The sequence below is a fragment of the Streptomyces pallidus (ex Mingjun et al. 2026) genome (genome assembly GCF_051550185.1).
Lineage (GTDB): Bacteria > Actinomycetota > Actinomycetes > Streptomycetales > Streptomycetaceae > Streptomyces.
Map to the genome: position 1 here is coordinate 3613036 of NZ_CP196181.1, position 25301 is coordinate 3638336.

The 25301-nt window shown below is 74.6% G+C and carries 17 protein-coding genes and 2 pseudogenes; 2 read left to right on the forward strand and 17 right to left on the reverse strand.

Annotated elements, in window-relative coordinates; translation table 11 throughout:
- Nucleotides 1–54 precede the first annotated feature (54 nt).
- The 10 genes from ACSHWO_RS15765 to bldG all read right to left on the reverse strand — a co-directional run bounded on the left by ACSHWO_RS15765 (nt 55) and on the right by bldG (nt 16229).
- Nucleotides 55–1623, reverse strand: a complete 1569-nt coding sequence (locus ACSHWO_RS15765) for an alpha/beta hydrolase (protein WP_438312534.1) — start codon at nt 1621–1623, stop codon at nt 55–57.
- Nucleotides 1624–1878: 255 nt separating this feature from the next.
- A complete protein-coding gene (locus tag ACSHWO_RS15770; RefSeq protein WP_361096498.1) occupies nt 1879–3090 on the reverse strand; it encodes a DNA polymerase III subunit delta' in 1212 nt (403 codons plus the stop codon).
- A gap of 146 nt (nt 3091–3236) precedes the next feature.
- Nucleotides 3237–6422: a dTMP kinase gene (tmk, locus tag ACSHWO_RS15775; protein ID WP_438312536.1), complete on the reverse strand. Its 3186-nt coding sequence runs from the start codon at nt 6420–6422 to the stop codon at nt 3237–3239.
- Nucleotides 6423–6728: 306 nt separating this feature from the next.
- Entirely contained in the window at nt 6729–9539 is a 2811-nt protein-coding gene (gene topA / locus ACSHWO_RS15780; RefSeq protein WP_438312538.1) for a type I DNA topoisomerase, read from the reverse strand.
- 392 nt (nt 9540–9931) lie between these two features.
- Complete coding sequence (locus ACSHWO_RS15785; RefSeq protein WP_438312541.1) at nt 9932–10129, reverse strand: hypothetical protein; 198 nt, start codon at nt 10127–10129, stop codon at nt 9932–9934.
- A gap of 224 nt (nt 10130–10353) precedes the next feature.
- Nucleotides 10354–11877, reverse strand: coding sequence for a DUF7059 domain-containing protein (locus ACSHWO_RS15790; RefSeq protein WP_385842481.1), 1524 nt, complete (start codon nt 11875–11877; stop codon nt 10354–10356).
- A 67-nt stretch (nt 11878–11944) separates the two neighbouring features.
- Nucleotides 11945–12502: a small secreted protein gene (locus tag ACSHWO_RS15795; RefSeq protein WP_361096483.1), complete on the reverse strand. Its 558-nt coding sequence runs from the start codon at nt 12500–12502 to the stop codon at nt 11945–11947.
- A gap of 147 nt (nt 12503–12649) precedes the next feature.
- Complete coding sequence (locus tag ACSHWO_RS15800) at nt 12650–15055, reverse strand: sodium-translocating pyrophosphatase (protein ID WP_385842477.1); 2406 nt, start codon at nt 15053–15055, stop codon at nt 12650–12652.
- Nucleotides 15056–15322: 267 nt separating this feature from the next.
- Entirely contained in the window at nt 15323–15763 is a 441-nt protein-coding gene (locus ACSHWO_RS15805; RefSeq protein WP_361096478.1) for an ATP-binding protein, read from the reverse strand.
- 124 nt (nt 15764–15887) lie between these two features.
- A complete protein-coding gene (bldG, locus tag ACSHWO_RS15810) occupies nt 15888–16229 on the reverse strand; it encodes an anti-sigma factor antagonist BldG (RefSeq protein WP_030152678.1) in 342 nt (113 codons plus the stop codon).
- Nucleotides 16230–16391: 162 nt separating this feature from the next.
- Between bldG and ACSHWO_RS15815 the strand changes: the two are divergent.
- Nucleotides 16392–18749 (forward strand): annotated as a pseudogene (locus ACSHWO_RS15815) (DEAD/DEAH box helicase); the annotation flags it as partial.
- A gap of 210 nt (nt 18750–18959) precedes the next feature.
- Here ACSHWO_RS15815 and ACSHWO_RS15820 read toward each other — a convergent pair.
- The 7 genes and pseudogenes from ACSHWO_RS15820 to ssd form a co-directional block, all read right to left on the reverse strand.
- Nucleotides 18960–19220 (reverse strand): annotated as a pseudogene (locus tag ACSHWO_RS15820) (Rv3654c family TadE-like protein); the annotation flags it as partial.
- On the reverse strand, nt 19217–19606 hold the full coding sequence (locus tag ACSHWO_RS15825) for a TadE family type IV pilus minor pilin (RefSeq protein ID WP_438312547.1): 390 nt from the start codon (nt 19604–19606) through the stop codon (nt 19217–19219). The gene ACSHWO_RS15825 and the pseudogene ACSHWO_RS15820, both read right to left, overlap by 4 nt.
- Nucleotides 19593–19790 (reverse strand): DUF4244 domain-containing protein, encoded by a 198-nt coding sequence (locus tag ACSHWO_RS15830; RefSeq protein ID WP_361096472.1) that lies wholly within the window; start codon nt 19788–19790, stop codon nt 19593–19595. The genes ACSHWO_RS15825 and ACSHWO_RS15830 overlap by 14 nt, the downstream gene beginning before the upstream one ends.
- 73 nt (nt 19791–19863) lie before the next feature.
- Nucleotides 19864–20649: a type II secretion system F family protein gene (locus tag ACSHWO_RS15835; protein ID WP_438312550.1), complete on the reverse strand. Its 786-nt coding sequence runs from the start codon at nt 20647–20649 to the stop codon at nt 19864–19866.
- Nucleotides 20649–21491, reverse strand: coding sequence for a type II secretion system F family protein (locus ACSHWO_RS15840; protein ID WP_438319114.1), 843 nt, complete (start codon nt 21489–21491; stop codon nt 20649–20651). The genes ACSHWO_RS15835 and ACSHWO_RS15840 overlap by 1 nt, the downstream gene beginning before the upstream one ends.
- A gap of 38 nt (nt 21492–21529) precedes the next feature.
- Nucleotides 21530–22678, reverse strand: coding sequence for a TadA family conjugal transfer-associated ATPase (locus ACSHWO_RS15845; RefSeq protein ID WP_361096466.1), 1149 nt, complete (start codon nt 22676–22678; stop codon nt 21530–21532).
- Nucleotides 22675–23853 (reverse strand): septum site-determining protein Ssd, encoded by a 1179-nt coding sequence (ssd, locus tag ACSHWO_RS15850; RefSeq protein WP_438319116.1) that lies wholly within the window; start codon nt 23851–23853, stop codon nt 22675–22677. Before ssd ends, ACSHWO_RS15845 begins: the two co-directional genes overlap by 4 nt.
- Nucleotides 23854–24358: 505 nt before the next feature.
- On the opposite strand from ssd, the gene ACSHWO_RS15855 reads away from it, so the two are divergent.
- Nucleotides 24359–25270 (forward strand): HAD family hydrolase, encoded by a 912-nt coding sequence (locus ACSHWO_RS15855; protein WP_438312554.1) that lies wholly within the window; start codon nt 24359–24361, stop codon nt 25268–25270.
- The last annotated feature ends 31 nt before the right edge of the window (nt 25271–25301 follow it).

The following is a 25301-nucleotide window of genomic DNA, read 5'->3' on the forward strand; positions in this document are numbered from 1 at the left end:
AGCAGCGGCGCCTAGTCTACAGGCTCGAACAGGGTGCCCCGAACCACGTGATCGCTACGCGCACTTTTTGCCGTTTGCCGGGGGCTTGCCGTCCAGGAGGTAGGTGTTCAGCGCGTTGTCGATGCAGGTGCTGCCGCGGCCGTAGGCCGTGTGGCCGTCGCCGTCGTACGTGAGCAGGACGCCCGAGTCGAGCTGGCCCGCCAGGGACTGCGCCCACTTGTACGGGGTGGCCGGGTCGCGGAGGGTGCCGACCACCACGATCGGCGGGGCCCCCTTCGCCGCCAGCGCGCGGGCCTCGCCGGTGGCCTTGACCGGCCAGTACGCGCAGTTCAGCGAGGCCCAGGCGAGGCCCGCGCCGAAGACCGGGGAGGCCTTGCGGAAGGACGGGAGGGATTCGACGACCGCGTCGGGGCCGGAGAAGGCCGGCGGCTGGTCGAGGCAGTTCACGGCGGCGTTGGCGTACATCAGGTTGGCGTACTTTCCGTCCGCCTCCCGCTCGTAGTAGCTGTCGGCGAGGCCGAGGAGGCCGGAGCCGTCGCCCTCCATCGCCGTCGCGAGCGCCTGGCGCAGCTGCGGCCACGCGCTCTCGTCGTACAGGGCGGCGATCACCCCGGTCGTGGCGAGGGACTCGCCCAGCGGGCGCTTCGGGTCGCCGCTCGGCACCGGCTTGGCGTCGAGCGTGTCGAAGAAGGCCTGGAGGCGTTCGGCGATCGCCTCGGGGCTGCCCTTTCCGAGCGGGCAGTCGGGCTGCTTGGCGCAGTCCCTGGCGAAGGAGCGGAAGGCCGTCTCGAAGCCTTCGGTCTGGTCCCGGTTCATGTCGAGGGCGGAGCGGGAGGGGTCCATGGCGCCGTCCAGGACCAGCCGGCCGACCCGGCCGGGGAAGAGGTCCGCGTACGTGGCCCCGAGGAAGGTGCCGTACGAGGCCCCGACGTACGTGAGCTTCTCGTCGCCCAGCACCGCGCGGAGCATGTCCATGTCGCGTGCGGTGTCGACGGTGGAGACGTGCGGCAGGATCCGCCGCGAGCGCTCCTGGCAGCCGGCCGCGAACTCCTTGAAGGACGCCACCAGGGCCGCCCGCTCCGCGGCGTCGTCGGGGGTCTGGTCGACCTGCGTGTACGCGTCCATCGCCGGGCCGGTCAGGCACTCGACCGGGTTGCTGCGGTCGACCCCGCGCGGGTCGAAGGAGACCATGTCGTAGCGGGCGCGGACCGCCTCGGGGTAGCCGATCCCCGCATACGCCTGGAGGTAGCCGATGCCGGAACCGCCGGGGCCGCCCGGGTTGACGACGAGCGAGCCGAGCCGCTTGCCCGGCCCGGTGGCGGTGCGGCGGGACACGGCGATCTCGACGTCCTGGCCGGAGTCGGGGCGGGAGTAGTCCAGCGGGGCCTTCATCGTGGCGCACTGGAAGCCGGGGACACCGCAGTCGCGCCAGCTCGGCTTCTGCTCGTAGTACGGGCGCAGGGCCGCCGGGACGGCCGCCGGCCGGGCCGTCGGCGCGGTGCCCCGGGTGGCGGACGCGGCGGCCCGGGAGCCCGCCGAACCGTCCGAGGTGCAGCCGGAGAGCAGCAGCCCGGCGGCTGCGATCACGGTTCCGGTGGTGCGCAGCAGGCGACTGGTGTCCATTCCCGGAGCCTACGTCCTGCCGGGGCGATCGGCCGGTCGGCGGTGCGGTGGCCGGGGGTCCGCCGTCCGGTGGCCGCCCCGGACCGGCTGTACGGACCGGGAGTCCGGGCCCCGGCGCGCCGGGTCGCCCGTACGGGTGAACGGTCAACCAGTGCGTCAGCCGGAGGAGCCGGCGGCCTGTGCCGCCGGCAGTGGGCAGTGGGCAGTGGGCAGTGGGCAGTGGGCGGGGCCGCCGGCCGGGGGCGGTCGGCCGTCTCAGCCTGCGCGGAGGGCCATCGTCATCGCCTCGACCGCGAGGAGCGGCGCCACGTTGCGATCGAGGGCCTCGCGGCAGGCGCTGATGGCCTCGATCCGGCGCAGGGTGCGCTCGGGGCCGCCGGCACGGGCGACCCGGTCGAGGTCCGCGCGGAGGTCCTCGTTCGCGATGGCGAGGGGGGAGCCGAGCTGCAGGGCCAGCACGTCCCGGTAGAAGCCGGTGAGGTCGGTCAGCGCCAGGTCGAGGCTGTCGCGCTGGGTGCGGGTGCGGCGGCGCTTCTGCCGGTCCTCCAGCTCCTTCATCACGCCCGCCGTGCCGCGCGGAAGCCGGCCGCTCGTGCCCGCCCCGGCGCCGAGTGCGGCCTTGAGCTCCTCGGTCTCCTTGGCGTCGACCTCCTCCGCGAGCACCTTGGCGTCCTCGGCGGCGGCGTCGACGAGCTCCTGGGCGGCCTTGAGGCAGCCCCCCACGTCGTCAACCCGGAGCGGAAGCTTCAGCACGGTGGTCCGGCGGGTCCGGGCCCCCTCGTCCTGGGCGAGCCGGCGGGCCCGGTCGATGTGCCCCTGCGTGGCGCGGGCGGCGAAGGCGGCGACGCCGGGCTCGACGCCGTCGCGGCGGACCAGCAGGTCGGCGACGGCCGACACGGACGGGGTGCGCAGCGTCAGCATCCGGCAGCGGGAGCGGATGGTGGGCAGCACGTCCTCCATCGAGGGCGCGCACAGCAGCCACACGGTGCGCGGGGCGGGCTCCTCCACGGCCTTGAGGAGGACGTTGGCCGCGCCCTCGGTGAGCCGATCGGAGTCCTCCAGGACGATGACCTGCCAGCGCCCGACGGCCGGGGACAGCTGGGCCCGGCGGACCAGGTCGCGGGTCTCCTTGACGCCGATGGACAGCAGGTCCGTACGGACGACCTCGACGTCGGCGTGCGTGCCGACCATGGTCGTGTGGCAGCCGTCGCAGAACCCGCAGCCCGGCTCGCCCCCGAGGGCGCGGTCGGGGCTGGTGCACTGCAGTGCCGCCGCGAAGGCACGGGCGGCGGTGGCCCGGCCGGATCCGGGAGGGCCGGTGAACAGCCAGGCGTGCGTCATCTTCGACGCGGCCGGCGGCTCCTGCCCGGCGCCGACGGCGGTGACCAGGGCGTCCGCGTCACGGGCCGCGGCGGCCAGCTGCGCCTGTACCCGCTCCTGGCCCACCAGGTCGTCCCACACGGGCATCCCGCCCACCGCCTTTCACTTGCCCTTGCCGTTGCCCTTGCAGGCCGTCGTGTCCGTACGGCCGGCCGCTCGTGCCGCTCGTCGCCGCCTACCCAGTGTGGCGCCTGCCGCCGACAGTCCCCGCCGCGCCGGCGGCAGCGCCCACGTCAGCGGCGGCGCGGGCCGTCCTGGTCGTCCTCGTCGTCCCGGTGGCCGCCCAGCAGTTCGTCCGCCAGGGTCGGCAGGTCGTCCAGCGGGGTCTCCTCGGCCCAGGACGGGCGCGGACGGCCCGGCCGGCCGCCCTCGTCGTCGAGGAGCGGGAGCTCACGGGTCACGTCGTCACCGGAGTCCCTGAAGATGCCCGGCGGCACCCGGTCGGCCGGGTCCTCCTGGGGACGCCGGGCCGTCGGCCGCACGGCGGAGTACGCCTGCTCGCCGGACGACGCGGGCGTCCCGGAAGGCCGTACGGGCGGCAGTACGGCCGTCTCGTCCAGGGCTCCGGAGGCGTCGACGGCGGGCAGCACGGAGGTCTCCGCCACCGGGTCGGCCTTCGGCATCGGCACGGTCTGGGTCACGTCGTCGGGCCGGACGACCCGCTTGTCCACCGGCGCCTTGGCCGGCGGGGGCTGGGTCCCGACCAGCGGGGTCTCGACCGTCACCGCGTCGTCCGGATGCGGATGCGGCTCCTTGGTCATGGACACCTTCAGGGCGGGAGCGGCCGGGGCCGCCTCGGCCGGGGGCTGCGGGGTCCGGGCGGCCGCGGCCGCGGCGGCGGCCGCCGCCTGGGCCTCCGCCTGTCGGCGCGCCTCCTCGGCCTTCAGCAGGGCCTCCTCGGCCCGCCGCTGCTTCTCCCTTCGGCGCTCTTCGGCCTCGGCGCGCAGCCGGGCCTCCTCCTCCGCCTGCCGGCGCAGCCGCTCCTGCTCCGCCGCGCGAGCCTTGGCCTCGGCCTCGGCGCGGCGCCGCTCGGCCTCGGCCCGGGCGCGTTCCTCCTCCTCGGCGCGCAGCCGCTCCTCTTCCGCCTTGCGGGCGGCCTCTTCCTCGGCCCTGCGCCGGGCCTCTTCGGCCTCGCGGGCCCTGCGGGCCTCCTCCTCGGCCCGCAGCCGCTCCTCCTCCGCCTTGCGCGCCGCCTCCTCCTCGGCCCTGCGCCGGGCTTCCTCCTCGGCGCGCCGCCGGGCCTCGGCCTGCGCGGCCCGCTCGGCCTCCGACAGCGGCAGCATGCGGTCCAGGCGGTGCCGGACGACCGTGGCCACCGACTCCGGGTCCTGCCCGGCGTCGACCACCAGGTAGCGGCCGGGGTCGGCGGCGGCGAGGGTCAGGAAGCCGGAGCGGACCCGCTGGTGGAACTCCGCGGGCTCCGACTCCAGCCGGTCGGGGGCCTCCGTGAACCGCTCCCGGGCGGTCTCGGGGGACACGTCGAGCAGCACGGTCAGGTTCGGTACGAGCCCGTCCGTCGCCCAGCGCGAGATGCGGGCGATCTCGGTCGGCGACAGGTCGCGGCCGGCGCCCTGGTAGGCGACCGAGGAGTCGATGTAGCGGTCGCTGATGACGACCGCGCCGCGCTGCAGGGCGGGCCGGACCACCGAGTCGACGTGCTCGGCCCGGTCCGCTGCGTACAGCAGGGCCTCGGCGCGGTTGGACAGCCCGGCCGAGGAGACGTCGAGGAGGATCGCGCGCAGCCGCTTGCCGATCGGGGTGGCGCCGGGCTCCCGCGTCACGACGACCTCGTGGCCCTTGCCCCGGATCCACTCGGCCAGTGCCTGGACCTGGGTGGACTTGCCGGCGCCGTCGCCGCCCTCCAGGGCGATGAAGAAGCCGGTGCCGGACGGCGCCTGGTCGGGCTCCCCACCGCGCAGCGCCTCGCGCACGTCACGGCGCAGCGGTACGCCGGCCCGGTCGTCGGCCTTGACGAGCACCACGACGGCGGCCGGCAGCAGCAGCGCGCCGACGATCATCAGGGTGTACGCGGCGCCGCCGTACGCGAAGACCAGGCCCGCGAAGGCCAGCCGGTGCGGGCCGATCCCCGCGGCCACGACCGGGCCGAGGACGGCGCCTAGGGCCACCGCCACCCGGACGACGGCCTGGAGGTGCTCGGTGACGCGGGCCCTGCGGAACTCCTCGGTCTCCTGGTCCAGCAGGGTGTGCCCGGTGTTGGCGGCCACGCCCGCGGCGAGGCCGGCGAGCAGCGACAGGAACACCACGGTCGCCAGGTCCGTCACCAGGCCGGCCAGCAGCAGCGCGGTGCCGGTCACGGCGATGGTGAGGGCCAGCAGCCGGCGCCGGGACAGGGTCGGCAGGACCTTGCCGGCCTGCGTGGCGCGGATGCCGGCGCCGGTGCCGCCGAGCAGGGCCAGCACGAGCAGGGCGAAGGTGGCCGGGCCACCGCCCAGGTCGGACGCCTGCAGCACGGCCACGGCGGCGGCGCTGGCCACCGCCCCGGCGACGGCGGCGCAGGCCAGCACGAGCAGCGGGATCGCGCCCGTGCGGCCCTTGTCCGGGCGGTCCCCCGCCTTGGGGGCCCGCAGGCCCTCCAGCGGGGAGCGCGGGCGCGGCGTCTTCTCGCCGGGCAGGACCAGCGGCATCAGCAGCGACAGCGAGGCGGCGAACAGGCCGGCGGCCACGTACGAGCCGAGGGCGGCCTGGTTCGCGGCGAACCAGTCCACGCCGAGGCCGAGCACCTTGCCGATCAGCGTCGCGGCGAGCAGCGCGGCCGCGGCGGCGGGCATCGTGGCGAACGTGGTGCGCAGCGTCAGCCGGCGCAGGGCGTCGAGGTGGTCGGGCAGCGGCCGTACGGTCGCGCCCTCCGGCGGCGGCTCGGGCAGCAGCGCGGGAGCCGCGCTGTCCTTGGCCACGGTCCACAGCCGCTCGGCGGCACCGCCGACGAAGACGGTGGCCAGCAGCGCGGTCAGCGCGTGGGCCGGGATCCAGTCGAGCCAGAGCGGGGCCACGACGAACAGGGCGATCCGCAGCCCGTCCGCCCCGGCCATCGTCCAGCGGCGGTCGAGCGGGCCGCCGGCCGCGGTGAGCTTGGCCAGCGGGCCGAGCAGGACGGCGCCGAAGAGCAGGGTGGCGAGGATCCGGACCCCGAAGACGGCGGCGACGGCCAGGGCCCAGCCCCGGTAGCCGGTGCCGAAGGTGCCTTGGGAGACGGCCGCCTGGAAGGCGAGCACCACCAGGACCAGCAGGGCGAGCGCATCGCCGATGCCGCTGACCAGCTGGGCGCTCCACAGGCGGCGCAACCTGGGGGTGCGCAGCAGGGCGCGCAGCGCCCGCTCGCGGGAGTCCGCGGCGAGGGCTTCGTCGTAGGAGGGGTTCGGGGGGGCGGTCACGCCAGTCGGCTGCTCGGCTCGCGTCATCCGCCCAGCCTATCCGCTGCGCTGGGCCGGTGCGGAGGGCTGTGGATAACCCCGGGGCGAGGCCCCGGGGTGCCCCCTGCGGCGCCCCGGCCGGGCGCCCGCGCCTTGCTGGCGCGCCGGTGTGCGGGGCGGGCCGCGCGTACGCCGGGTGCGAGAGCGTCGGGGTCGCTGGCGCGCAGTTCGCCGCGCCCCTGACGGGGGGCCCGCCGGGGGCGCTCGCACAGTTCCCCGCGCCCCTGACGGGGACCCGTCGGGGTCGCTCGCGCAGTTCCGCGCGCCCCCATCGGGCCCCGCGTCGTCGGGGCGTCAGGACTCCGCGGGCGGGGTGGCGGTCGTCTTCTTGGCTGCCGTCTTCTTCGCCGTCGTCGTCTTCTTGGCGACCGTCTTCTTGGCCGTCGTGGTCTTCTTGGCGGCCGTCTTCTTGGCCGTCGTCGTCTTCTTGGCCGCGGCCTTCTTCACGGTCTTCTTGGCCGGGCCCTTCGCCCGCTTCTCCGCGAGCAGCTCGTAGCCCCGCTCCGGCGTGATCGTCTCGACGTCGTCGTCCCGCCGCAGCGTCGCGTTCGTCTCGCCGTCCGTCACGTACGGACCGAACCGGCCGTCCTTCACCACCACCGGGCGCTCGCTGACCGGGTCCGTGCCCAGTTCCTTCAGCGGCGGCTTGGCGGCCGCGCGGCCCCGCTGCTTCGGCTGGGCGTAGATCGCCAGCGCCTCGTCCAGCGTGATCGTGAAGAGCTGGTCCTCCGTCTCCAGGGAGCGGCTGTCCGTGCCCTTCTTCAGGTACGGGCCGTAGCGGCCGTTCTGCGCGGTGATCTCCACGCCCTCGGCGTCCGCGCCCACGACCCGCGGCAGCGACATCAGCTTCAGCGCCTCGTCGAGGGTCACCGTGTCCAGCGACATCGACTTGAACAGGGACGCCGTGCGCGCCTTCACCGCGTTCTTGCCGGTCTTCGGCGTGCCCTCGGGCAGGATCTCCGTCACGTACGGCCCGTAGCGGCCGTCCTTGGCGACGATCTGGTTGCCGCTGACCGGGTCCGTACCGAGCTGGAACTCGCCGCTCGGCTTCGCGAAGAGCTCCTCCGCGTACGCGATCGTCAGCTCGTCCGGGGCCAGGTCGTCCGGGACGTCCGCGCGCTGGTGGCCCTCGGCGTCCTTCTCGCCCCGCTCCACGTACGGCCCGTACCGGCCCACGCGCAGAACGATGCCCTCCCCGACGGGGAAGGAGGAGATCTCCCGGGCGTCGATCGCGCCCAGGTCCGTGACCAGCTCCTTCAGACCGCCGAGGTGGTCGCCGTCGACCGGCCCGGCCGCCTGCGCCGCGTCGCCCTCCGCACCGAAGTAGAAGCGCTTCAGCCACGGCACGGCCTGGGCCTCGCCGCGCGCGATGCGGTCGAGGTCGTCCTCCATCTTCGCCGTGAAGTCGTAGTCGACGAGCCGGCCGAAGTGCTTCTCCAGGAGGTTGACGACGGCGAACGACAGGAAGGACGGCACGAGCGCCGTGCCCTTCTTGAAGACGTAGCCGCGGTCCAGGATCGTGCCGATGATCGACGCGTACGTCGACGGGCGGCCGATCTCCCGCTCCTCCAGCTCCTTGACCAGCGAGGCCTCGGTGTAGCGGGCCGGCGGCTTGGTCGCGTGGCCGTCCGCGGTGATCTCGTCGGCGGCCAGTGCGTCGCCCTCCGCGACCTGCGGCAGGCGCCGCTCGCGGTCGTCGAGCTCGGCGTTCGGGTCGTCCGCGCCCTCGACGTACGCCTTCATGAAGCCGTGGAAGGTGATCGTCTTGCCGGAGGCGCTGAACTCGGCGTCCCGGCCGTCGGAGGCCGTGCCGCCGATCCTGACGGTGACCGAGTTGCCGGTCGCGTCCTTCATCTGGGAGGCGACGGTCCGCTTCCAGATCAGCTCGTAGAGGCGGAACTGGTCGCCGGTCAGGCCGGTCTCGGCGGGCGTGCGGAAACGATCACCCGAAGGACGAATCGCCTCGTGCGCCTCCTGCGCGTTCTTGACCTTGCCGGCGTAGACGCGGGCCTTCTCCGGCAGGTAGTCGGCCCCGTACAGCTGCGTGACCTGCGCGCGGGCCGCCGTGACGGCGGTGTCCGAGAGCGTGGTGGAGTCCGTACGCATGTAGGTGATGAAGCCGTTCTCGTACAGCTTCTGCGCCACCTGCATGCACGCCTTGGCACCGAGGCCGAGCTTGCGCGAGGCCTCCTGCTGGAGCGTAGTCGTACGGAAGGGGGCGTACGGGGAGCGGCGGTACGGCTTGGACTCGACCGAGCGGACGGCGAACGAGCTGTCCGCGAGCGCGGCGGCCAGGGCCCGCGCGTTCGCCTCGTCGAGGTGCAGCACATCGCTCTTCAGCTGCCCGTTCGCGCCGAAGTCGCGACCCTGGGCGACGCGCCGGCCGTCGACGGTGTTCAGCCGCGCGACGAGCGTCGACGGGTCGGAGGGGTCGCCGGCCCGGCCCGTGGAGAAGGTGCCGGTCAGGTCCCAGTACTCGGCGGAGCGGAAGGCGATGCGCTCGCGCTCCCGCTCGACGACGAGGCGGGTGGCGACGGACTGGACGCGGCCCGCCGACAGCTTCGGCATGACCTTCTTCCACAGGACCGGCGAGACCTCGTAGCCGTAGAGGCGGTCGAGGATGCGGCGGGTCTCCTGGGCGTCGACCATGCGCTGGTTCAGCTCGCGCGGGTTGGCGACGGCCTCGCGGATCGCGTCCTTGGTGATCTCGTGGAAGACCATCCGGTGGACGGGGACCTTGGGCTTGAGGACTTCCTGCAGGTGCCACGCGATGGCTTCGCCCTCGCGGTCCTCATCGGTGGCGAGGAAGAGCTCGTCGGACTCGGCCAGCAGGTCCTTGAGCTTCTTGACCTGCGCCTTCTTGTCCGCGTTGACGACGTAGATCGGCTGGAAGTCGTGCTCGACGTCCACACCGAGGCGGCGGACCTCGCCCGTGTACTTGTCGGGGACCTCGGCGGCCCCGTTCGGGAGGTCGCGGATGTGCCCGACGCTCGCCTCGACGACGTATCCCGGGCCGAGGTAGCCCTTGATCGTCTTCGCCTTGGCAGGGGACTCGACGATGACGAGTCGGCGGCCGCCCTGTGCGGTCTCGCTAGTCGGGGACAACTTGGCTCTTCTCTCCGGTCGGCACTCGGTCGCAGTACGGCGACGCTGCGGAGTGTGACGGTACAACCCGCCCCCGTGTCAAACGGCACAAGCCCGCAACGGCCACTCGAACGGTAACCCGACAAGTGCCATTCCTGCCGCCCGGATACCCCGCCGGAGGCGTCCCGATCACTGGCCCGAGTGGCCAGGGGGCCGTCTGGCCGCGCGCCCGCACCCCGCCTGACGTCCGGTTTCCCGCGCTGGCCCGCATCGGCGCGCATCGGTCGGCATTCATCGCGGCGGCCGGAGCGGAATACCGGAGGTTCCGGCCGCGTCGGCCGCGGCTGACCTCGAGGAGCCAGCCGGTCCCGCCGGCCCGGCCAGTACCGCCGGCCCGGCCAGTACCGCGGACGTCAGAGCCGGGTGAGGCACCACAGGCCGAGGGCCACCGCCGCCGCGCCGCCCAGCAGGGCCAGCGGTACGGCCACGGTCGGGCGCACGTCCTCGGCCACCGGCGCGCCGCTGCGGGCCCGCGCCCCCGTCCAGACCAGCAGAGCCGTCCCGAACAGCAGGAACACGGCTGCCGCGAAGATCGCCGGACCGCGTTCCATGCCGTTTCCCCCTCGTCGCCGGGCCGTGTGCCGGGCCGTGTGCCGGGGCCGCACTCAGGGCTCCCCGGAATCCCCCGGTACCCGGAGCCCTCCCCGGCCGACCTCGTGTCCGGGAGGGAAGCCTGCCAGCCGCGGGAGAACGGCGGGCGAACCACGGGTTACATCACAGCTGCGGCACCGGCGGCGCGGGGCGGAGGGAAGCCGGCGGGCGGAGGCCGGACGGCTCAGCGGTCGGCGACCGGCTCCAGGAAGCCCTGCTCGACCAGCATCCGGATCGCCTCGGGCGTCCGGTCCCGGAGCACGACCGGGTCCTCCTGCACCAGCTGCGCGATGGCGTCCAGGATCCGGCCCGCGCTGAGCGAGCCGTCGCACACGCCCGCGAAGCCCGCCCCGATCGTGTCCACCGTCGTGGCCCTGCGCATGCCGCGGTGCTGCCGCAGCACCACGTGCTCCGGGTCCTCCGCCCCGGGCGCGCCGACCTGCTCCTGGACGACCTCCTCGACCAGGACGAAGCGGCCGTCCAGCAGGGCCGCGTCGTCGTGCTCGCGCAGGTAGTCCTGGCGGGCGAAGTGGGCGAGGACGGCGTCGCCGAGCGGCTGCTCCACCGAGTGCGGCCACTCCTCGATCACGATCGAGGGCTCGGCGGCGTCGCTGCGCCGCAGGGTGATCCAGCCGAAGCCGACCGCCTTGGTCTTACGGGCCTCGAACTCGTCGAGCCAGTCCTCGTAGCGCTGCGCGTACTCGGCGGGTCCGGTGCGGTGGTCGCCCGCGTCGCGCAGCCACAGCTCCGCGTACTGCGTCACGTCCTGGACGTCACGCTGCACGATCCACGCGTCGCAGCCGCGCGGCACCCAGGAGCGGAGCCGGTCGCGCCAGTCCTCGCCCTCCACGTGCTGCCAGTTGCCGAGGAACTGGGCGTAGCCGCCCGGGTTGAGGTGGGCGCCCGCCTGCTGGACCAGGGTCCGGCACAGGTCGTCGCCGCCCATGCCGCCGTCCCGGTACGTCAGCCGCGCGCCCGGGGAGATCACGAACGGCGGGTTGGAGACGATCAGGTCGTACGTCGCCCCGCCGACCGGCTCGAACAGCGAGCCGAGGAGCAGTTCGGCCTCCGGCGCCCCGGACAGCGCGAGCGTCAACCGGGTGATGTCCAGGGCCCGCGGGTTGACGTCGGTGGCGGTGACCCGGGTGGCGTGCCGGGCGGCGTGCAGGGCCTGGATGCCGGAACCGGTGCCGAGGTCGAGGGCGCTGGCGACCGGGGTGCGCACGGTGATGCCGGCCAGCGTGGTGGACGCGCCTCCGACGCCGAGGACCACGCCCTCCTCGCGGCTGCCGATGCCGCCGGCCCCGCCGACGGCGCAGCCGAGGTCCGAGACGATGAACCAGTCCTCGCCGTCCGGGCCCCCGTACGGGCGGATGTCGACGGTGGCGTGCACGGTGTCCCCGCCGTCGGCGGTCTGCTCGCGCCGCAACCAGCCGTCGGCCAGCGCGGCCTCGACGGGCAGCGCCCGTGCCGCCTGCGCGTACGGCTCCGGCTGCTGCAGCAGGAACAGCCGCACCAGGCTCGCGAGCGGGCCGGTGCCGCGGGTTCGGGTGGCGCGCAGGGCGGGGACCGTCTCGCTGCGGGCGAGCGCGGCGTAGGCGGGGGCGCCGAGCAGCTCCAGCAGGCCGTCGGCGGTGAAGCCGGCGGCGAGCAGGGCGGCGCGGAGTTCGGCGGCGCGGTCGGGCGTGGGGAGGCTGGTGGTACTCACCCGTCCATTGTGTCGGCTGACGGCGCGGATGGCTGTGCCGCACCGGCCACGGCGCGGCCGCCGGGGCTCACTTGGCGGGGGTCGTGACCTTGCAGCCCTTCTGGCTCTTGATCGCCTTCTCCAGGTCGCCCGCGGTGAGCTTCTCGTAAGCGGCCTGGCTGCCCTTGTTGGCCTCCGCGATGCCGCCCGACAGCTGGCTGAGGGCGTCGGCGAACTTGGTCTGCTCCTTGGGGTCCAGCCCGTCGATCTTCGCCTTCAGGTCCGCGTACGCCTTGGAAGCCGAATCGAAGCCCTGGACCGCCGCGGTCTGCGACGCCTGCCCGTCCTTGGTGGGCGGGGCGCCCGCCGAGGACACCGCGGCGCTCATCGCCTTGTACGCGTCGGACTGGGTCTGGAAGGCCGCGGAGTCGGTCTTCTGCACCTCGTCCGGCTTGGTGGTCGCGCTGGACACGCGCTTCATGTCGGCGTGCGCCGTCTCGATCTTCTTCAGCTCGGGCGACCACTTGTCGCAGACCTTCTTGGCCCACGCGTTGGCCTTCTCATCACCGTCGTCGCCGCCGCAGCCGGACAGCACGAGCATCAGTACCGCACCGCCGGACACCGCGGACGCAAGTTTCTTGTTCACCGGACTGGTCCCTTCGCAGGCTCTTTCGGCCCGGAAGATACACGTCCCCCGTCGGACGGCGCAGAACGGCGGACGGACAGCGCGTCAGTCCGCGCCGCCCGCCCGCCGTTCGGACGTGTCTTCGATCCTCCGGGGAAACGCGCCGCGTCAGGACACGACCGCGGGGTCGGCCGGCTGCTGCGCCACCCGCTCGGTCCCGGTTCCGTCGCCCCCGTCGCCGACCGCGATGCCGCGCCGCTTGGAGACGTACACGGCGACGACGATCACGGTGATGGCGATGGCCGCGACGATCGCGCGGACGGTCGGGCTGGTGTCGGCGCCGTAGCTGAACTGCACCACGGCCGGCGCGATCAGCAGCGCCACCAGGTTCATGACCTTGAGCAGCGGGTTGATCGCAGGGCCGGCGGTGTCCTTGAACGGGTCGCCGACGGTGTCGCCGATGACGGTCGCGGCGTGGGCCTCGCTGCCCTTGCCGCCGTGGTGGCCGTCCTCGACGAGCTTCTTGGCGTTGTCCCAGGCGCCGCCGGAGTTGGCGAGGAAGACGGCCATCAGCGTGCCGCAGCCGATCGCGCCCGCGAGGTACGCGCCGAGCGCGCCCACGCCGAGGACGAAGCCGACCGCGATGGGCGCCATGACGGCGAGCAGACCGGGGGTGGCGAGCTCGCGCAGCGCGTCCTTGGTGCAGATGTCCACGACGCGGCCGTACTCGGGCTTCTCGGTGTAGTCCATGATTCCGGGGCGCTCGCGGAACTGGCGGCGCACCTCGTAGACCACGGCGCCCGCGGAGCGGGACACCGCGTTGATGGCGAGGCCGGAGAACAGGAACACCACCGCCGCGCCGAGGACCAGCCCGACGAGGTTGTTGGGCTGGGCGATGTCGAGGCTGAGGTTCATCTCCCCGGCCTTGGCCCCGACCTCCTTCACCGCGGTGGAGATGGCGTCGTTGTACGAGCCGAACAGCGCTGCGGCGGCGAGCACGGCCGTGGCGATGGCGATGCCCTTGGTGATGGCCTTGGTGGTGTTGCCGACGGCGTCGAGGTCGGTCAGGACCTGCGCGCCGGCACCCTCGACGTCGCCGGACATCTCGGCGATGCCCTGGGCGTTGTCGGAGACGGGCCCGAAGGTGTCCATGGCCACGATCACGCCGACGGTGGTGAGCAGGCCGGTGCCGGCCAGGGCCACCGCGAAGAGCGCGAGCATGATCGAGGTGCCGCCGAGCAGGAAGGCCCCGTAGACGCCGAGGCCGATGAGCAGCGCCGTGTAGACGGCGGACTCCAGGCCGACGGAGATGCCGGCGAGGACGACGGTGGCGGGGCCGGTCAGCGCGGACTTGCCGATGTCCCGGACGGGACGGCGGCTGGTCTCGGTGAAGTAGCCGGTGAGCTGCTGGATCAGGGCGGCCAGCACGATGCCGATGGCGACGGCGACGAGGGCGAGGACCCGCGGGTCGCCGGAGTGCTGGGTGATCGCCGGGTTCTCGACGCCGGCGAGGTCCTGGTACGTGGCCGGCAGGTAGACGTAGACGGCGATGGCGACGAGCACCAGGGAGATCACGGCGGAGATGAAGAAGCCACGGTTGATGGCGGCCATGCCGCTGCGGTCGGAACGGCGCGGGGAGACCGCGAAGATGCCGATCATGGCGGTGACGACGCCGATGGCGGGCACGATCAGCGGGAAGGCCAGGCCCAGGTCGCCGAACGCGGCCTTGCCGAGGATGAGCGCGGCCACGAGGGTGACCGCGTACGACTCGAAGAGGTCGGCCGCCATACCGGCGCAGTCGCCGACGTTGTCGCCCACGTTGTCGGCGATGGTCGCGGCATTGCGCGGGTCGTCCTCCGGAATGCCCTGCTCGACCTTGCCGACCAGGTCGGCGCCGACGTCGGCGGCCTTGGTGAAGATGCCGCCGCCGACGCGCATGAACATCGCGATCAGGGCGGCGCCGAGGCCGAAGCCCTCCAGGACCTTCGGGGCGTCGGCCGCGTAGACCAGGACGACGCACGAGGCGCCGAGGAGGCCGAGACCGACGGTGAACATGCCGACGACCCCGCCGGTGCGGAACGCGATCCGCATGGCCTTGTGGGAGACGTCGGTGAGGTCCTTGGCGGGTTCGCCCTCGGCGGGGGTGGCCTCGCGGGCGGCGGCGGCGACACGGACGTTGGCACGGACCGCGAGGCGCATGCCGATGTAGCCGGTGGTCGCCGAGAAGAGTGCGCCGACGAGGAAGAAGGCGGAACGGCCCGCCCGCTGCGCCCAGTCGTCGGCGGGCAGCAGGAACAGCAGGAAGAACACGACGACGGCGAAGATGCCGAGGGTGCGCAGTTGCCGGCCCAGATAGGCGTTGGCGCCTTCCTGCACGGCGGCGGCGATCTTCTTCATGCTGTCGGTTCCCTCGTCGGCCGCGAGGACCTGGCGGACCAGGATCTGTGCGACGACGAGTGCGGCAATTGCCACGGCCGCGATCACCATCACGATGAGCCGATTGTCATCGGTGAGTACCGCGGCGGCCAGATCGGCTGTGCCGTCCGGCGCTTCTGGGGTGAAGAGCCCCGTCATTCGTCCTCCTTGACGTGATGAGCTCAAGATGTGGACGGATTGTAGGGAGCCGGTCCCGAGCAAAACAGTGCGCGGGAAACGGAATTGGCCTGCTCTCGCCCCCCACCAATAGATCCTGTCACTCCATTACCCCCGAAAGGGGTAATGGGACAAAGGCATTGACACACGGTCATCGATCTAGGAATTGCATCGGGGCATGAAAAAGGCCCTGCTCAGCAGGGCCTTGAATAAGATCGAATAATACGCCGGGGCGGCGCGGCGCCGAGGCTAGGAGAGTTCGAGGTTCGCCGAAACGGGCCAGCTCATCCGGATGGTTCCGCCCCGCTCACTGCTCGTCACCTCGACGTCGTCGACGAGCCCGCTGATCACGGCGAGCCCCATCTCGTCCTCGGTGTCCGCATCCGGGTCCAAGGCGGCGTCGAGCCCGGGCACGGTGCCTCCCGGCCCTCCGCCGGGCCCGGGGACCTCGTCGCCGACCTCGATGGAGAACAGCTTCTCCTCCTCGGTCAGGACGACCCGCACGGGCGCGGTCAGACCGTTGCTGACGTGCAGACCGACGGCGCGCGAGCAGGCCTCGCCCACAGCCAGGCGGACCTCGTCGAGCACGGCCTCTTCCACGCCGGCCCGCCGGGCCACGGCGGCCGCGACCAGGCGGGCCGTCCGGACGTGCTCGGGCTGGGCGCTGAAGCGCAGTTCAACGGTGGCCATTGCGTCCCCCTCGGACTACGGGCGTGCCTTGCAGGGGCCCGGGCCGCCCACGGCCCGCGCCCCCGCTCCTCTTCGGCTCGCTCCCCCGGCGCGCCGCCACGCGGCGCACCGGGGGCGGAGCTCGTCAGTCGGTGGCGGCGACGGCGTCCTCCACCGTCGTGTGGATCGGGAACACCTTGGTCAGGCCGGTGATACGGAAAATCTTCAGGATGCGCTCCTGGTTGCACACCAGGCGCAGCGAGCCCTCGTGCGCACGGACGCGCTTGAGACCTCCGACGAGCACACCGAGGCCGGTGGAATCGAGGAAGTCCACCCGCTCCATGTCGACGACCAGGTGGTAGCTGCCGTCGTTCACCAACTCGACCAACTGCTCGCGCAGCTTGGGCGCGGTATACACATCAATCTCGCCACCGACCTCCACGACCGTGCGGTCGCCGACAGTGCGAGTCGACAGGGACAGGTCCACGGATCCTCCAGCACCTTGCTATCGAGCGGCGCCCCCCAGGGGCCTCCCCACCCGAGAGCGGGGGAGGGATTGGCTGCCGCGATGGCATTCAATCACTTACCGGCAGGCGCGCACGACGCCTTCTGACCATTGTCCCGCACGCCGGTGACACACTCGGTTCCAATGGCCAATACTCACCGCCCCGGTCGTCCCACGGCACCCGAGGACCCGCGACCCGCTCCCGACACGGTTCTGGACCGTCTGTCACGGGGGTCTTTTCGAGCTGCGCGCATCACCCATACGGAGCACTTGCCCCGCCGGGAGGGTCGTCATGCCGTGTGGCCCGACCGCATCCGAACGGATGTAGTAGCCGCCATCCGGGCCGCCGGGATCGAACACCCGTGGGAACACCAGGCCGCGGCCGCCGAGCACGCCCTCGACGGCGAGTCCGTGGTCGTGGCCACCGGCACCGCGTCCGGCAAGTCGCTGGCCTACCTCGCGCCCGTGCTCTCCGCGCTCGCGGACGGCGCCGAGGCCCCCAACGGCAGGGGGGCGACCGCCCTCTACCTGGCCCCGACCAAAGCTCTGGCCGCCGACCAGCGGCGCTCCGTCCGCGAGCTCGCCGCGCCGCTGGGCAACGCGGTCCGGCCCGCCGTCTACGACGGGGACACGCCGTTCGAGGAACGCGAATGGGTCCGCCAGTACGCGAACTACGTCCTGACCAACCCCGACATGCTGCACCGCGCGATCCTGCCCGGGCACCCCCGCTGGTCCTCCTTCCTGCGCGCCCTGCGCTACGTGGTCGTCGACGAGTGCCACACCTACCGGGGCGTCTTCGGCTCCCACGTGGCCCAGGTGCTGCGGCGGCTGCGCCGGCTGTGCGCCCGCTACGGCACCGAGCCCGTCTTCCTGCTGGCCTCCGCCACCGCGAGCGACCCGGCGGCCGCCGCCTCCCGGCTGACCGGCGTCCCCGTCACCGAGGTCGCCGACGACGCCTCGCCGCGCGGAGAGCTGGTCTTCGCCCTGTGGGAGCCGCCGCTGACCGACCTGCGGGGCGAGAAGGGCGCGCCGGTGCGCCGCACCGCCACGGCGGAGACCGCCGACCTGCTGACCGACCTGGTCGTCCAGGGCGTCCGTACGGTGGCCTTCGTCCGCTCCCGGCGCGGGGCGGAGCTGATCTCGGTGATCGCCCAGGAGCGGCTCGCCGAGGTGGACCGGTCCCTGCCCGGCCGGGTCGCGGCCTACCGGGGCGGCTACCTGCCCGAGGAGCGCCGCGCCCTGGAGCGGGCCCTGCACTCCGGCGACCTGCTCGGCCTGGCCGCCACCACCGCCCTGGAGCTGGGCGTGGACGTCGCCGGCCTGGACGCCGTCCTGATCACCGGCTACCCGGGGACCCGGGCCTCGCTGTGGCAGCAGGCGGGCCGGGCCGGGCGCGCCGGTCAGGGGGCCCTGGCCGTGCTGGTCGCCCGGGACGACCCGCTGGACACGTACCTCGTCCACCATCCGGAGGCCCTCTTCCGCCAACCGGTGGAGGCCACGGTCCTGGACCCGGACAACCCGTACGTCCTCGCCCCGCACCTGTGCGCGGCCGCCGCCGAGACCCCGCTGACCGAGGGCGACCTGGCCCTGTTCGGCCCGGCGGCCGCCGGGCTGCTGCCCCAGTTGGAGGCGGCGCGGCTGCTGCGCCGCCGGGCCACGGCCTGGCACTGGACCCGCCGGGAACGGGCGACGGACCTGACCGACATCCGGGGCGGGGGCGGCCGCCCGGTGCAGATCGTCGAGTCCGCCACCGGGCGCCTGCTGGGCACGGTCGACGAGTCCGCGGCACACACCGCCGTCCACGACGGCGCCGTCCACCTCCACCAGGGCCGCACCTACCTGGTGCAGCGGCTGGACCTGGAGGACTCCGTCGCCCTGGTCGAGGAGGCCAGCCCGCCGTTCTCCACCACCGCCCGGGACACCACGTCCATCTCCGTCCTGGAGACCGAGACCGAGATCCCGTGGGGGGACGCCCGGCTCTGCTACGGCACGGTGGAGGTCACCAACCAGGTGGTCTCCTACCTCCGCCGCAAGCTGATCACCGGCGAGGTGCTCGGCGAGGCCAAGCTGGACCTGCCCCCGCGCACCCTGCGCACGCGGGCCGTGTGGTGGACCGTGACCGAGGACCAGCTCGACGAGGCCCGGATCGGCCCGGAGATCCTCGGCGGCGCCCTGCACGCCGCCGAGCACGCCTCCATCGGCCTGCTCCCGCTCTTCGCCACCTGTGACCGCTGGGACATCGGCGGCGTCTCCGTCCCGCTGCACCCGGACACCCTGCTGCCCACCGTCTTCGTGTACGACGGCCACCCCGGCGGGGCCGGCTTCGCCGAGCGGGCCTTCCACACCGCCCGGGCCTGGCTGACGGCCACCCGCGACGCCATCGCCGCCTGCGAGTGCGAGGCCGGCTGCCCGTCCTGCATCCAGTCCCCCAAGTGCGGCAACGGGAACGACCCCCTCCACAAGCGCGGCGCCGTCCGCCTGCTGACCCGTCTGCTGTCCACGCCCGCCTGAACCCCGGTGCCGACCTCGCCCCGCCCGGCGACGGCCCCCCGCCCCGCCCGGCGGCGGGCCCCGGCCCGCACCCGTCGCCCGCGTCGGCGGGGCCGGGGCGGGGCCGACTGGCAACGCGTCCGGGTCGGCGGCGGCCTGCGGCGGGCCCGCCCGGGCGGTGACCACGGGCCGGAAGGGGCCGGCCGCGGGGCGGGCGGCCACCTCGGCCACCTCGCCCCGGAGGACGCAGGCGGACAGCTCGGCGGCCTGGGCCCGGGCCACCCTGCGGGCGGCGCCGCAGGCGGTCTCCGGGCCGTGCGCCCAGGTCGCCGCCGCGGCCAGGGCCGCCAGGTCCGCGGCGGCCGCCGCACGGTGGCGCAAAATCACCGCCTGCCCGAGCAGGAGCACCCCGCCGAACACCGCTCCCAGCACGGTCGCCACCAGCGCCGCCCACACCGTGGCCGAGCCCCGGTCGTCCCTCATGGCGGCGGCCCCACGCTGTCCTCGGCCAGGGCCACCGCCTGCGCCCCGAGCCGTACCGGCAGTCCACCCGGCCCGGGGGGCGGGGCCGCCACCCGTACCCGCCACAGGTCCCCCTCCCGTTCCAGCGCCACCTCGGCCCCCGGCGGCGCGGCCGCCCGGGCCGCCGCCACCGCCCGCCCCACGGGCTCCGACCGGGCCGCCGCCCGGGCACCGGCCCGAGCCGCGTCCACACAGCGGATCTGCGCGGCCGCCGCGATCAGCGCCCACACCAGCAGCGCCGCGAACAACACCAGCGCGGGAATGACCAACGCCGCCTCGGCCGTCACATATCCCCGGTCGCTCCCCCGGCCGCCGACACGCCGCCGCATTCCCTCAGAACGGCACATCGAGCGCCTTCCCGATGGTCGACTGGAGTGCCGTGGACACCACGTCGCTCGTCACCACCTTGTACAGAACGGCCGCGAATGCACAGGCCGCGATCGTGCCCATGGCGTATTCGGAAGTGGACATCCCCGCATCGCCCGCCCGGCCGCTCAGCGCCGTCCGCACACGAAACCAGATGATCCTCATGACAACCTCCGTCTGATATTGGTTCTTGACGTGATCTCAGTTCCGATTTCCACACCGGACGCGTTTCGTGATCTCACCTTCCGGAGAGAAGGCCCGAGGCCATTCCGATCACCACGGGCGCCACTCCGACCGCAAGGAACGCGGGAAGAAAACACAGCCCCACCGGTGCGGTGACAAGCACCGCCGCCCGTTGCGCCCGTGCGGCCGCCCGCCGTGACCGCTCCTCCCGCAGGGCCGTCGCCAGCCGTGCGACCGGCTCCGCCGCCGGCGCGCCCGTCCGCGCGGCCCGCTCCAGGCAGGCGGCGAGGGCTGCCGCACCCGGTATCCGCGCCACCCTCCCCCAGGCCGCGCCCGGTTCCCCGCCGAGCCGCACCTCCGCCCCTGCCAGCGCCAGCTGCTCGCCGACCGGGCCACCCAGCGACTCCCCCACCGCTTCCGCGGCCTCCACCGGACCGGCCCCGGCCGCCAGGCAGGCGGCCAACAGGTCCGCGGCGAACGGCAGCTGCCGCTCCGCCCGCTCCGCCGCGACCCCGGCGCCGGCCGATCCCCGGGGCATCCGGCGGCGCAGCCACCACACCCCCGACGCCGCGGCACAGCCCACCGCTGCTCCCGGCACTCCACCGACCAGCACCCACGCCGCCAGCAGCGCCCCCGCAGGACCACACCACGCGGCCGCGAGGCCCCGCACCCGCACCCCGGGGACCGGCCAGCGCCGCCGGGGCCCCGCCGACAGCAGTGCGGCGACCCTGCGGCGGGCCGCCCGCGCCCGGAGGTGCGCGGCGACCGCGGAAACCACGCCGGACACCGCCACCGCCAGGCACAGCCCGGTCCCCAGCCTGTGGACCCCGATCCCGCCCATCACCGCTCCCCCGCCCGTACGATCTGCCGGCACCACAGCAGCCCCAGCCCCTCCAGCACCCCGCCGGCCAGCAGGCAGCCCCACCCGACCGGCGTGTGCAGCAGGACGCGCAGCGGATCCGCCCCGAGTCCGGTGCCGATCAGCAGCCCGACCAGCGGCAGCAGGGCGAGCACCGCCGTTGTGGACCTGGCTCCGGCCAGCTGGGCGCGCAGGGCCTCGCGGCGGTCCCGCTCGGCCCGCAGCGCTCCTTCCAACCGGTCGAGCCCGGCGGCCAGACCCGCACCGCCGTCCACCGAGATCCGCCAGCAGGCGGCCATCCCGGCCAGCCCTTCGGCTCCGGGCTCCCGGGCCGCCTGACGCAGGGCGGCGGGCACGTCCCCGCCGAACGCGGCGGCGGCCAGCACTGCCGTCTCCGCCGCTCCCGGGCCGCCCGGGCGCGCAGCCGTCCGGCGCAGCGCCGCCATCAGGGCCTGCCCGGGCTGGGCCCCGGCCCGCAGCTCGCCCACCGCGGCCCCGCACAGCGCGATCACCTCGGCGGCCCGGGCGGAGCGGTCCCGCTCCCGCTGCCGGGCGGCGAGCCAGCGCCGCACCAGGGGCACCGCCGCAGCGCCGGCCACCAGCGGGATCACCGAGCCGCCCAGCAGGGCGACCGCGAGCCCGGCCCCGAGGCAGGCCCACTCCCGCCAGCGCGCGGCCCGCCCCCGGACGGCCGCCAGCATCCGCTCCCCGTACACCAGTCCCTCGGGCACGGCCGGCGCGCCTCCCGCGAGGACCACCCGGGCCCGCCGGGACACACGGTCGCCCCCGGCCAGCGCCCAGGCGGCCGTCCCGGCGCACAGCATCCCGGCGAACACGGGCACCGGCACCGCCCCCGCCCCGGTCACCGCGCACCTCCCAGCAGCGGGCGCAGCCGCGCCCAGCCGGACTCCTGCACGAAACCGCGGGCCGACCAGCGCAGCGCCGGTACGGTGACCACCAGCCCGGCGGCGTCCCGCTCCAGCACGTGCACCTCGGCCACCCGGCGCCGCCCGGCCCGGTCCCGGACCAGGTGGATCACCAGGGTCAGCGCGGCCGCCAACTGGCTGTGCAGGGCCGCCCGGTCGAGGCCCGCGGCGGTTCCGAGGGCCTCCAGCCGGGCCGGGACGTGCCCGGCGGCATTCGCGTGGACCGTGCCGCAGCCGCCCTCGTGGCCCGTGTTCAACGCGGCCAGGAGGTCCGCCACTTCGCTGCCCCGGACCTCGCCCACGACCAGCCGGTCGGGCCGCATCCGCAGCGCCTGCCGAACCAGGTCCGCCAGGGTGACCAGGCCCGCGCCCTCCTGGTTGGCGGGCCGGGTCTCCAGCCGCACCACATGGGGGTGGTCGGGGCGCAACTCGGCCGAGTCCTCGGCGAGGACGATCCGTTCGCCCGGCCCGACCAGCCCCAGCAGGGCGCTGAGCAGGGTGGTCTTGCCCGTGCCGGTCCCGCCGGAGACGAGGAACGACAGCCGTGCCTCCACCATGTCCCGCAGCAGCTGCTGGCCGCCGGGCGGCAGCGTCCCCGCCGCGACGAGCTCGTCCAGGGTGAACGCCCGCGGCCGCACCACCCGCAGCGACAGGCAGGCCGAGCCGACCGCCACCGGCGGCAGCACCGCGTGCAGCCGGGTGCCGTCCGGCATCCGGGCGTCCACCCAGGGGCGGGCGTCGTCCAGGCGGCGCCCCGCGACCGCGGCCAGCCGCTGGGCGAGCCGGCGCACGGCGTCACCGTCGGCGAAGGTCACCCCGGTCAGTTCCAGCCCGCCGCCCCGGTCCACCCACACCCGGTCCGGGGCCGCCACCAGCACGTCGGTGACCTCCGGATCGGCGAGCAGCGCCTCCAGGGGGCCTGCGCCGACCAGTTCGGACCGCAGCTCGGCCGCGGCGCCCAGCACCTCCGCGTCCCCCAGCAGCCGGCCCTGGGCCCGCAGGGCCGCCGCCACCCGGGCCGGGGTCGGTTCCGCGCCGGTCTCGGCCAGCCGCCGGCGCACCGCGTCCAGCAGCACGGTGCTCATGCCGTCACCCCCCGCTCGGCGGCCTGGACGAGGACCCGCCGCCAGAAGCCGTCACAGAACCGGGCCAGCGCGCCCCGCCCGTGCCCGCCCGGCGGTTCCCCCTCGGCGACCCGCCCCGGCAGGCCCACCTCGACCGGTACCTCTCCGGCCAGCGGGACCCCCAGCAGCCCGGCCACCGCTTCGGCGTCGAGCCCGCCCGGCGGTCGGCCCCGTACGACCACGCGCACGTCGCGGGCGGCCATCCGCACGCCGGCCGCGACCCGGCCCGCCGCGGCCACCGCCCGCAGCTCGCCCGGGACGACCAGCAGCACCAGGTCGAGCTGGGCCAGCGCCTCGGCGACGGCCTCGTCCACCCGGCGGGGCAGGTCCACCACGACGACCCCGCCCCGGCGGCGGGCGGCGGCGACCACCGAGCGCATCGCGGCGGGCGGCACCACCACCCGGTCCCCGCGGTCCCAGCTCAGCACGCGCAGGGCGTGCAGCTCGGGCAGGGACTCCTCCAGCGCCCCCGCGCCGACACGGCCGCGGGAGCCGGCGAGGTCCGGCCAGCGCAGGCCCTCCGCGCTCTCGCCGCCGAGCAGCACGTCCATGCCGCCGCCGAGCGGGTCGCCGTCGATGAGGATGGTCCGCTCGCCGGCCCGGGCGGCCCGGACGGCCAGGGCGCAGGCGAGGGTGGAGGCCCCGGCGCCGCCGCTGCCGCCGATGACCCCGACGGCCAGGGCGCTCCGCCCGGCGCCTTCGACCACGTCCGCGATGCGGTCGACGAGCAGGCTCTCGGCGTCGGGGAGCCGCAGCACCTCCTCGGCGCCGATCTCCACGGCGCGCTGCCATACGAGGGGGTCGTCCACGTCCCGGCAGACGAGCAGGACTGCGGGCCGGCGCGGCGCCCCGCGCACCCTGCGGGCGGCGTCGTCCCCGACGAGGACGAGCGGCGCGGACTCCCACCCGATGTTTCCGGCCGCGCCCGCGGTGCCGCCCGGCGGCCCGGCGGCGCCCCCGCCGCCGCCGTCCCGGCCGCCTCCGCTTGGCCCCGGCACCGAATGGTGCACGTAGGGCTCGGCGCCCGCCGCCGCGCACAGCCTCAGCAGGTCGTCGAGGAGCAGCGGGTCCTCGGTGACGATCAGCGGCCGGCCGGCGGCGGGCCCCGGCCCGCCCTCCGGTGCCACCGGCCTGATTCCGTCCGACCCGACGCGCTCGCGCAGTTCACACGACTTCGATCCAGCCACGGTCTCCGCCCCCTTCTCACGGCAAAATGCCGACGCCGCGGACTTCGCGGCCGGAATCACCGTGCAGGGATCCGGAAAAAGAAGTGGATCTTGCTCGAAAACCGTGGACACCGGGAGCCTTGTGAATAACTCCGTCACTCCAACAGGTGACTTCCGGAGCGCGGCGGAACCACTACGCACCGTGACGAGTCTGAAGGGGTGAGGGCCGCCACCGCGCAGGCCCGCCGAGGAGGAAGGACCGGGGGGAATGGACACGTGGCGCCGGAGGCGAGGACGCGAACCGCGTCCGGACATGCGACGACCCCCGCCGGGGGGGAGAGCGGGGGTCGTCCCCACGGTCCGACTCGGGGGGGGAGGAGCCAGACCGGGTTAGCACGGTCGCGAACGATCCGTGACTTCCATGGTGTACCCGAGAGCCTTCTCAGGCAAACCCACGCGCCACACCTTACGCCGAATGGTGGGCGCATATGCTCGGGGCGTGGAAATCCAGCCCTTGCCGCACTCGTCGCCCCGTACCGCAGCCTTCTTCGACCTGGACAAGACGGTCATTGCGAAGTCAAGCACGCTGACGTTCAGCAAGTCCTTCTACCACGGCGGCCTGATCAACCGCCGGGCCGTACTCCGCACCGCCTACACCCAGTTCATCTACCTGGTCGGCGGCGCCGACCACGACCAGATGGAGCGGATGCGGGAGTACCTGTCCGGGCTCTGCAAGGGCTGGAACGTGCAGCAGGTCCGCGAGATCGTCGCCGAAACGCTGCACGACCTCATCGACCCGCTGATCTACGACGAGGCCGCGTCCCTCATCGAGGCCCACCACACCGCGGGCCGCGACGTCGTGATCGTCTCGACGTCCGGTGCAGAGGTGGTCGAACCCATCGGCGAGATGCTCGGCGCGGACCGGGTCGTCGCCACCCGGATGGTCATCGGCGAGGACGGCTGCTTCACCGGCGAGGTCGAGTACTACGCCTACGGGCCCACCAAGGCAGAGGCCGTGCGGGAACTGGCGGAGTCCGAGGGCTACGACCTGGCCCGGTGCTACGCGTACAGCGATTCGGTCACCGACATCCCCATGCTGGAGGCGGTCGGCCACCCGCACGCCGTCAACCCCGACCGCGCCCTGCGGCGCGAGGCGGTGGCCCGCGAGTGGCCGGTGCTGGTATTCAACCGGCCGGTGCGGCTGAAGCAGCGGCTCCCCGGGCTGTCCATGCCCGCCCGCCCGGCGCTGGTCGCCGCGGCAGCGGTGGGCGCGGCCGCGGCCACCGCCGGGCTCGTCTGGTACGCCAACCGGCGCCGCTCGGGTGCGCTGGCCGCAGCCGCTGCTGCGGCCGCGGGCGCCGCCGCGGCAGCGGCCGTCTCCGCCTGAGCCGCGGCCGGTCTCCGTCCGGCCCGCCTAC

Coding starts and splice junctions, on each gene's coding strand:
- ACSHWO_RS15785 (WP_438312541.1), bottom strand. CDS start 10,129: ATGGAACGCGGTCCGGCGATCTTCGCGGCAGCCGTGTTCCTGCTGTTC.
- ACSHWO_RS15835 (WP_438312550.1), bottom strand. CDS start 20,649: ATGGGCGGGATCGGGGTCCACAGGCTGGGGACCGGGCTGTGCCTGGCG.
- ACSHWO_RS15770 (WP_361096498.1), bottom strand. CDS start 3,090: ATGCCCGTGTGGGACGACCTGGTGGGCCAGGAGCGGGTACAGGCGCAG.
- ACSHWO_RS15805 (WP_361096478.1), bottom strand. CDS start 15,763: ATGGCCACCGTTGAACTGCGCTTCAGCGCCCAGCCCGAGCACGTCCGG.
- ACSHWO_RS15765 (WP_438312534.1), bottom strand. CDS start 1,623: ATGGACACCAGTCGCCTGCTGCGCACCACCGGAACCGTGATCGCAGCC.
- tmk (WP_438312536.1), bottom strand. CDS start 6,422: ATGACGCGAGCCGAGCAGCCGACTGGCGTGACCGCCCCCCCGAACCCC.
- ACSHWO_RS15800 (WP_385842477.1), bottom strand. CDS start 15,055: ATGACGGGGCTCTTCACCCCAGAAGCGCCGGACGGCACAGCCGATCTG.
- ACSHWO_RS15830 (WP_361096472.1), bottom strand. CDS start 19,790: ATGAGGATCATCTGGTTTCGTGTGCGGACGGCGCTGAGCGGCCGGGCG.
- ACSHWO_RS15845 (WP_361096466.1), bottom strand. CDS start 22,678: ATGAGCACCGTGCTGCTGGACGCGGTGCGCCGGCGGCTGGCCGAGACC.
- ACSHWO_RS15840 (WP_438319114.1), bottom strand. CDS start 21,491: ATGCTGTGCGCCGGGACGGCCGCCTGGGCGCTGGCCGGGGGCGACCGT.
- ACSHWO_RS15855 (WP_438312554.1), top strand. CDS start 24,359: ATGGTGGGCGCATATGCTCGGGGCGTGGAAATCCAGCCCTTGCCGCAC.
- ACSHWO_RS15825 (WP_438312547.1), bottom strand. CDS start 19,606: ATGTGCCGTTCTGAGGGAATGCGGCGGCGTGTCGGCGGCCGGGGGAGC.